Source organism: Geodermatophilus sp. SYSU D00710 (assembly GCF_054050195.1).
This window is the reverse complement of sequence record NZ_JBJGYX010000103.1, coordinates 1-7,929: the sequence shown is the minus strand read 5'-3', so window position 1 is coordinate 7,929 and position 7,929 is coordinate 1. Positions and strand designations below refer to the sequence as shown.

Annotated in this window: 7 protein-coding genes; 3 read left to right on the top strand and 4 right to left on the bottom strand. The window is 77.0% G+C overall.

From position 1 onward, the window contains the following. Positions 1-240: 240 nt before the first annotated feature. From ACI78U_RS24465 to ACI78U_RS24455, 3 genes are read left to right on the top strand one after another with little or no spacing between them, the layout of a single operon-like run. Positions 241-1,485 carry an iron-containing alcohol dehydrogenase gene (locus tag ACI78U_RS24465; protein WP_456878047.1) on the top strand — a complete coding sequence of 415 codons (1,245 nt, stop codon included), beginning with the start codon at positions 241-243 and terminating at the stop codon, positions 1,483-1,485. 27 nt (positions 1,486-1,512) lie between these two features. Next, the gene (locus tag ACI78U_RS24460) at positions 1,513-2,856 is read left to right on the top strand and encodes a histidine kinase (RefSeq protein WP_456878046.1); all 1,344 of its coding nucleotides are present in this window, start codon (positions 1,513-1,515) and stop codon (positions 2,854-2,856) included. Next, positions 2,849-3,508 carry a MadR family response regulator transcription factor gene (locus tag ACI78U_RS24455; protein WP_456878045.1) on the top strand — a complete coding sequence of 220 codons (660 nt, stop codon included), beginning with the start codon at positions 2,849-2,851 and terminating at the stop codon, positions 3,506-3,508. Before ACI78U_RS24460 ends, ACI78U_RS24455 begins: the two co-directional genes overlap by 8 nt. On the opposite strand, the gene ACI78U_RS24450 is transcribed toward ACI78U_RS24455, so the two are convergent. From ACI78U_RS24450 to ACI78U_RS24435, 4 genes are read right to left on the bottom strand one after another with little or no spacing between them, the layout of a single operon-like run. Next, complete coding sequence (locus tag ACI78U_RS24450) at positions 3,501-4,493, bottom strand: DUF2332 domain-containing protein (RefSeq protein WP_456878044.1); 993 nt, start codon at positions 4,491-4,493, stop codon at positions 3,501-3,503. The two genes, ACI78U_RS24455 and ACI78U_RS24450, sit on opposite strands and share 8 nt — an antisense overlap. Next, positions 4,490-4,990: an SRPBCC family protein gene (locus tag ACI78U_RS24445; protein WP_456878043.1), complete on the bottom strand. Its 501-nt coding sequence runs from the start codon at positions 4,988-4,990 to the stop codon at positions 4,490-4,492. Before ACI78U_RS24445 ends, ACI78U_RS24450 begins: the two co-directional genes overlap by 4 nt. Before the next feature lie 36 nt (positions 4,991-5,026). Further along, positions 5,027-6,538: a VWA domain-containing protein gene (locus ACI78U_RS24440; protein ID WP_456878042.1), complete on the bottom strand. Its 1,512-nt coding sequence runs from the start codon at positions 6,536-6,538 to the stop codon at positions 5,027-5,029. Position 6,539: 1 nt separating this feature from the next. Further along, positions 6,540-7,799 (bottom strand): AAA family ATPase, encoded by a 1,260-nt coding sequence (locus ACI78U_RS24435; protein ID WP_456878041.1) that lies wholly within the window; start codon positions 7,797-7,799, stop codon positions 6,540-6,542. Between the last annotated feature and the right edge of the window lie 130 nt (positions 7,800-7,929).

Here is a 7,929-nt window from a genome sequence, read left to right as displayed (position 1 = left end):
CCCCCCCCCCCCCCCCCCCCCCCCCCCCCCCCCCCCCCCCCCCCCCCCCCCCCCCCCCCCCCCCCCCCCCCCCCCCCCCCCCCCCCCCCCCCCCCCCCCCCCCCCCCCCCCCCCCCCCCCCCCCACGACTCGGGCCGGCGGCGCGCGATCGTGTGATGCGCGTCACGGAGGCGGTTATCGTGGTCGGGCCGTCCGAGCCCTGGAGGCCCCCGTGCCCGCTCCCCTGCCCCGCCCCGTGCGGTGACCGCCGTCCCGCTGCGGTCCGGGCCGCCGGCCCGCCGCGCGCTCGACCAGGAGATCCGCCCCGCGCCCCGCCCCTGCGCCGAGCCGGCCGCACCGGGCTTCAGCAAGTACCTCGTCCCCGAGGTGGTGTTCGGCTGGGGTGCGCTGTCCGAGGCCGGCTTCGCCGCCCGCCGACTGGGTGCCCGCCGGCCCTTCGTGGTCACCGACGCCGGCCTGGTCGAGGCCGGGTGGCCGGCCGAGCTGGCGGGCCACCTCGCCGACGTCGGCCTGCGGCCCACCGTCTGGACCGGGCTCACGCCCAACCCCAAGGACCACGAGGTCGCCGAGGGGGTGCAGCGCTACCTCGAGGGCGGCTGCGACGTGATCGTCGCCCTCGGCGGCGGATCGGTCATCGACGCGGCCAAGGCGGTCGCCGTCGTGGTCAGCAACGGGGGGTCGATCCTCGACTACGAGGGGGTCGACCGGGTCACCACCGCGATCCCCCCGACCGTCATGTGCCCGAGCACCGCGGGCACCGGCGCCGACGTATCGCAGTTCGCCGTCGTCACCGACACCACCCGGCGGCTCAAGGCCACCCTGATCGGCCGGGCGCTGGTCCCCGACATCTCGCTCACCGACCCGCGGCTGCTCACCACGATGCCCGACGACCTGGCCGCCGCCACCGGCCTCGACGCGCTCACCCACGGCATCGAGGCGTTCGTCTCCCGGGCGTCGGGCCCGCTCACCGACGTGCACGCCCTGCACGCCGTCGAGCTCATCTGCACCTCGCTGCGGCGGACGCTCGCCGCGCCCGACGACACCGCCGCCACCACCGCGATGGCGCAGGCCAGCCTGGAGGCCGGGCTGGCCTTCACCAACGCCATCCTCGGTGCCACGCACGCGATGAGCCACCAGGTCGGCGGGCTGCTCGACGTGCCGCACGGCGTGGTCAACGGGGTGCTGCTGCCGCACGTCATCCGGTTCAACGCCCGCGCCGTCCCCGAGCGGTTCCTGCCGGTGGCCCGCGCCATGGGCGTCGACGTCACCGGCCTGTCGGGCGAGGCGGCGGCGGAGGCAGCGGCCGACGTCGTCACCGGCCTGGCCGCCGACCTGGGCTGCCCGAGCCGGCTGGGACCGCTGGGCGTGCGCGAGTGCGACGTCGAGCGGCTGGCGACGACGACGCTCGGCGACGCGTGCCTGTCGACCAACCCCCGCGACGCCGACCGGGCCGAGATCGCCGCGCTGTTCCGGGCGGCGATGTGACCGCCCGCCGGGTCTGAGCGGGCGCCGGTGACCTCGCGCACCCCCGTCCCCGGGATCCCCGAGCTCACCGGGCTGCGCTCGTCCAAGCCCAGCTGGTACGCGGAGTACCGGCAGACGGCCGAGGACCTCTCCCGGGCGCTCACCCAGCTCGAGCACGTCGCCCACGTGCTCTCGGCGACCGGTGAGGGGGCCCACGCCCTGTGCCGCGCCGTCGTCGACGCGACCGCGGGCCAGCTCGCCGTCCCGTGGGTGGTGCTCGCCCTCGCCGAGGACGCGCTGCCGCTGGCCCGGCCGCGGCTGGTCGGCCGCGGTCCCGGCGGCACGACGGCCGGTGACCTCGCCGAGCTGCCACCCGACGTGGGCCGGCCGGTCGCCGCCGCCCTGGCCGCGGTGGAGACCGGGCCGTGGCGGACCGGCGACGGCGCCGTCGTCGTCCCGCTGGTGGTCGACGGCGATCCGGTCGGGGCCCTGGTGGCCTGCGGCGGGGCGCCGCGCCGCGCCGACCACGCCGACCTGTCGATCCTGCGGATCGTGGCCAACCAGTCGGCCGTCGCGCTGCACGCCGACCACCTGCTGGCCCGCTCGGAGGCGCTGCGCCGGCAGACCGAGCGGCTCTACGCCGAGGCCGACCAGCGGGCCCGCGACCTCGCCGAGCGGCACCGCCAGCTGGCCGAGGCCGAGCACCGCCTCGACGTCGCCGCCCAGCGCGAGGCGGTCGACGCCGAGCGGCACCGGATCGCCCGCGAGCTGCACGACAGCGTGGCCCAGCACGTGCTCTCGGCCGGCATGACGATCGAGTGGTGCCGGCCGGAGGTGGCCCACCACGCCGAGGTGCACGAGCGGCTGGGGCACGCCAAGGCGCTGACCCGGGAGGCGGTCGAGCGGCTGCGCGGCGCCATCCACGCGCTGTCGGAGCACGAGCACGACCCGCCCGGCCCGGCGCTGCCCGACCTGCTCGGCCGGCTGCCGTCGGTGCCGGGGCTGGCGGTCGCGGTGCGCGTCGAGGGCCGGCCGCGGGTGCTGCCGCCGGGGGCCGAGCACCAGCTGGTGCGGATCGCCACGGAGTGCCTGTCCAACACCGCCCGGCACGCCGGCGCGACCCGGGCGACCGTGCGGCTCGGGTACCGACCCGACGGGGTCCGGCTGTCGGTCGCCGACGACGGGACCGGCGACCCCGAGACGCTGCGCCGCGCGCTGCGGGCCGCCGCCCGGCGCGGCGACGGCCACCACTGCGGGCTGCGCAACATCGCCTCCCGCTGCCGCGAGCTCGGCGCCGGCCTGCGCGTCGCCCGCGCCCGGATGGGCGGGGTGCGGGTGGAGGTCCGGCTGCCGCTCCCCCCCGACACGCCCCCGGAGGAGACCGGTGACTGAGCCGATCCGGCTGGTGATCGTCGACGACCACGCCATCGTCCGGCGGGGCCTGCGGTCGATCCTCGAGCGCGAGCCGGACATCGAGGTCGTGGGCGAGGCGGCCACCGCCGCGGCCGCGCTCGACCTGGTCGCCGCGGTCCGGCCGCACATCGTGCTGCTCGACCTCAAGCTCTCGGCGGGGTCCGACGTCGCCGGCCTGGCGCTGTGCGGCGAGCTCACCGCCCGGACCCCGGCGCCGGGCGTGCTGGTGGTCACCACGTTCCTCGACGAGCGGCTGGTGGTGGAGGCGATCCAGCACGGCGCGCGGGGCTACGTGCTGAAGGACGTCGACGCCGTCGCGCTGGTCGCCGCGATCCGGGCGGTCCGCCGGGGCGAGAGCGCCTTCGACAGCCACAGCGCGGCGATGGTCGTGCGCTCGCTGGCCGCCCCGGCGCCCTCGTCGCCGTCGGGCCGGTCGTCCCCGGAGCTGACCGGCCGCGAGCGGGAGGTGCTGGCCCTGCTGGCCCGGGGACTGTCCAACGAGGCGATCGGCCGCGAGCTCTACATCTCGGCGACGACGGCGAAGTTCCACGTCACCAACCTGATGCGCAAGCTCGCGGTCTCCCGGCGCGCCGAGGCCGTCTACGCCGGCTCCAAGCTCGGCCTCATCTAGGAGGGACCGGCTCGGGGTCCCGGCCGAGCCAGTCGATCCGCCCGCCGTGGGGTGCGGTGTGCGCAAGCGGGCGGCCGTCGAGGGACAGCACGAGGTAGGGCCCCCACCCGCCGGGATACGGCTCCCCCGTGCCGGGCACCATGCCCGCCCCCTCCTGCGCCACCCAGCGCACCGGCAGGCCGCGCACCCGGTCGACGAACGCCGCGCGCCGGGCCGCCTCGACGTAGGGCAGCACCGCCGTGTGCAGGACCACCGGTACCGCCCCGTCGGGCACGAGGGCGAGGGCGTCGGGCAGCCGGTCGAGCAGGTCACCGGCCAGCAGGGTGGGCGGCTCCCGCGCGGCGATGGCCGCGGCGGCGTCGAGCCGCTGCAGCCGCTCGGCCTCGGCCGGGCCGGGCCACACGAGCGTGCGCAGCCAGGCGCGGTCGTCCGGGTCGGTGACGTCGAGCGGGTCCAGGTCGACGCCGATGCGCGCGACCACCTCGGGCAGCGCGGCCGGCACCGGCACCGGCCCGCTGGTGGTGCACCGCAGCTGCACCGGGCTCGGCGGCCCGACCGGGCGGCCGTCGTACTCGTAGGAGTAGCGGTCGGGGTAGAGGCACAGCCCCGCCGAGGCCCCCACCTCCACGAGCGCGAGCGGGCCCTCGATCGTGGCGAGGGCCGGCAGGAGCGCCGCGCAGCGCGCGGGCTCGTTGGTCTGCGTCGCCCGGGCGAGCACCGTCGCCCGCAGCCGCTCGCCGTCGGAGACCACCCGCTCGTGCAGCTCGGCGCCGTCGGCGGGGACGCCGTCGAGGAACCGGAGGGCGGCGAGGAACAGCGGCGGGCCCCGCTTGCCCGCGGGGAGACCGGCCAGGAAGTCCAGGACGTCCCGGTCGCGGGCGACGGCGGCCGCCAGCGCGGAGTACGCCGGCGCCTCGGCGACGGTCTCCGCGCTGAACGCCCGGTAGCCCTCGGCGATCCGCTCCGGACCGGCGTCGTCGCTCACCTCGGCACCGGGGCGCCGTCGTCACCGTCGCGGCGGCCGGCCTCGGCGATGCGCTTGACCGCCGCCAGTGTGGCCGGGATGCCCTCGTGTGCCGCCCGGGTGCGCTGCTCGATCTGGTGGTGCGCGTCCTCGCCGTAGCGCTCGGCGAAGAACTCGTGACCGGCGGGCAGGAACTCCCAGGACTCGGTCAGCCGGGTCCCGCCGGCGACCGGCTCCATGAGGTACCCCCAGCGGACCAGCCGGCCGCCGACCAGCCAGGCGAACTCCCGGCCGCGGTCGGCCGCCACGACCAGGCTGCGGGTCTCCCACGTGCGGGCGGGTGTGACGTTGCGGCCGGTGAACCAGTCGCCCACCTGCCCGGTCGCGCCCTCGTCCCACCAGCAGGCCACGCAGACCGGGCTCCACTCGCCGGTGCGGGTCACGTCGCTGACCAGGTCGTAGACCTCCTCCGGCGAGGCGGCGACGACGATCGAGTCGGAGTGGGTCAGGGCGGTCACGCCCGCTGTGTGCACTGCCGCGGAAGTGCACACCCGTCAGCGGGCGGAGGCGCGGGTGACGACGTCGGTGGCCCAGCTCTCCAGGCCGCTGTGGTCGCGGATGACCTCCACCCGGTCGCAGTGCTCGGCGTAGGCGGGCAGGTCGCAGCCGCCCAGCGCCCAGGAGTACCGCGGCTCGGGGGTCAGCCAGATCGTCTCGCGCACGCGGCGGGTGAGGTCGGCGAAGACGTCCAGCCGCGGGGCGTTGCCGTTGCCGCGGCCGTCCCCGAGCACGAGCAGCGTCGAGCGGCGGGTGAAGGCGCCGGAGTGGTCGGCGGCCAGCCGCGCGAACACGGTCCCGTAGTCGCTGGCGGCGTCGACGTCGATGACGTCGCCGCCGAAGACCAGCCCGAGGGCGTGCTCCAGCGGGTGCTCGTCGAACAGGTCGGTGATCTCGACGACGTCGTCGACGAAGGCGAACGTGCGGACCTGCGCGAACAGGTCCTGCAGCGCGTGCACCACGTGCAGGCTGAACCGCGCCGCCGTCCGCACCGACAGGCTCACGTCGGCGACGACGACCAGCCGCGGCCGGTCCTCGGCCAGCCGCGTGGTCACCGGCCGGAACGGGACGCCGTCGTAGCGCATGTTGCGCCGCATCGTCCGGGCGACGTCGACCCGCCCGCGGGGCGACTGCCGCTTCCGGTGCGTGAGCCCGCCGTGCAGCGAGCCGGCCAGGCGGCGCAGCGAGTCCTCGATCCGCGCCCGCTCGGCCTCGGAGACCTTCTCGACCGGCGCCCGGGCGAGCTCGCGCTCCTCGATCGCGAGGTCGGTCATCTCGGCGAGCTCCTGCAGGTGGGCGGCCAGCAGCTCGGGCAGGTCCTCGATGACGCCGGCGAGCCGGCGGCGCAGCGCCTCGGCGACCTCGGGGTCCAGGTCGCCGACCGGGTCGGCCAGCCAGTCGCGCAGCGCCTGCTGCTGGGCCACCGTCAGCTGCACGTCCAGCGGGGTGCCGCCGGCGCGCACCAGCTCGCCGGGCAGGCCGGGGTCGTGCAGCCGCGAGACCTCCAGCTGGACCTGCTGGGCGTCGTCGGCCGGACCGGCGGGGCTCTCCGACGACAGCACGATCTGCTGGGTCAGCGAAGCGAGGTCGATCTTGTTCGCCTCCTGGTGCAGGTTGTACTGCGCGGCGAGGTCCTCGGGCCGGAAGAAGTCGCGGATGTCGACCGGCTTGCCGTGGCTGTGCCCCTCCTGGACGTCGGTGGGCGGGTCGGCCGACCACGTCATCCGGGTGAGCTCGCCGGTGTCCTCGAGGTCGTCGTGGGCGTGGCCGTGGTCCTGCTCCTCCTCGACCACCGGCCGCAGCGTGAAGAAGCGGTCGAAGGTGTCGGCGAAGACCTCGGCGTCGCGGCGGTCCTTGAGCAGTGCCGCGCCCAGCGCGGCCTCGAGCGCCGCGCGGTCGCTGACGCCGACGGCGGCCGCGGCCGCCGCCGCGTCGACGACCTCCGCCGTCGACACCCGCATCCCGCGCAGCCGCAGCAGCCGGACGAACCGGTGCAGGGCGTCCTCCACCTCACACCGGCCGGCGCCGCGCGCTGCCGCGGTTGCCGGCGGGGAAGGAGCGCGCCCCCTGCCCGGCGCCCACCTGCCGCTTCGGCGCGGGCGCCGCGTCGGGCGTCTCCGACGGCGCCTGCTGGCCGTAGTAGTTGCGGTCGTGCCGGCCGGGGGCGTCCTTGGCGGCCCGCACGCGGCGGCCGTCGTCGTCCGGGTGCTCGTGCCCGTGGTCGTGCGCCCGCGGGTGGTCGTGGTCGTGGTCGTGGGTGTGCCCGCCGTGGGTGTGCGCCCCGTGCGAGTGGGTGTGCCCGAGGGACGGCGGCACCGTCGCGTTCGGGTCGACCAGCCGCGGCAGCGCGTCGCGGGAGCGCTGCACGTCGCGCTCGTACTTGGCGACGACGGACACGGTGTCCGACAGCACCTCGGCCGACAGTTCGCCCACGCCGAGGACGGCGAGGGTGCGGGCCCAGTCGATGGTCTCGGAGATGCTCGGCGCCTTGCGCAGGTCCAGTCCCCGCAGGCCGCGGACGATCTCCACCAGCCGTCGCGCGGTCGCGTCGTCGAGGCCGGTGCGCTTGGACCGGAGGATCTCCAGCTCGCGGTCGGCGTCGGGGTACTCGAGGAACAGGTGCAGGCAGCGGCGCTTGAGCGCGGCGGAGAGGTCGCGGGTGTTGTTCGAGGTCAGGACGACGTAGGGCGCCTGCCGGGCCACGAAGGTGCCGATCTCGGGCACCGACACCTGGTACTCGGCCAGCATCTCCAGCAGCACCGCCTCCAGCGCCTCGTCGGCCCGGTCGACCTCGTCGACCAGCAGCACCACCGGCTCCTCCGAGCGCACCGCCTCCAGCAGCGGCCGGGCGGCGAGGAACCGCTCGGTGAAGAACGCGCTGTCGGCGGAGGCGATCCGCTCCACCGCCGCCTCGAGGGTGTCGGCGTCGCCCAGCAGCGCGGCGGTCTTCTCGCGCAGGATCTGGGTGTAGAGCAGCTGCTTGCCGTAGTCCCACTCGTAGAGGGCCTTCGTCTCGTCCTGGCCCTCGTAGCACTGCAGGCGCAGCAGCCGGCGGCCCGTGGCGGCGGCCAGCGTCTTGGCCAGCTCGGTCTTGCCGACGCCGGCCGGGCCCTCCAGCAGCAGCGGCTTGGCCAGCCGGGACATGACGAACGTCGTCGTCGCCAGCCGCCGGTCCGCGATGTAGCCCTGCTCGGCGAAGGCCCGGGCGACGTCGTCCGGGCTGTCGAAGTCGTGCGGGGCACGGTCGGCGGGGACGGGCTGGACGCTCAACGGGGCTCCCTGGGGCAGGAGAGGGGGGGGGGGGGGGGGGGGGGGGGGGGGGGGGGGGGGGGGGGGGGGGGGGGGGGGGGGGGGGGGGGGGGGGGGGGGGGGGGGGGGGGGGGGGGGGGGGGGGGGGGGG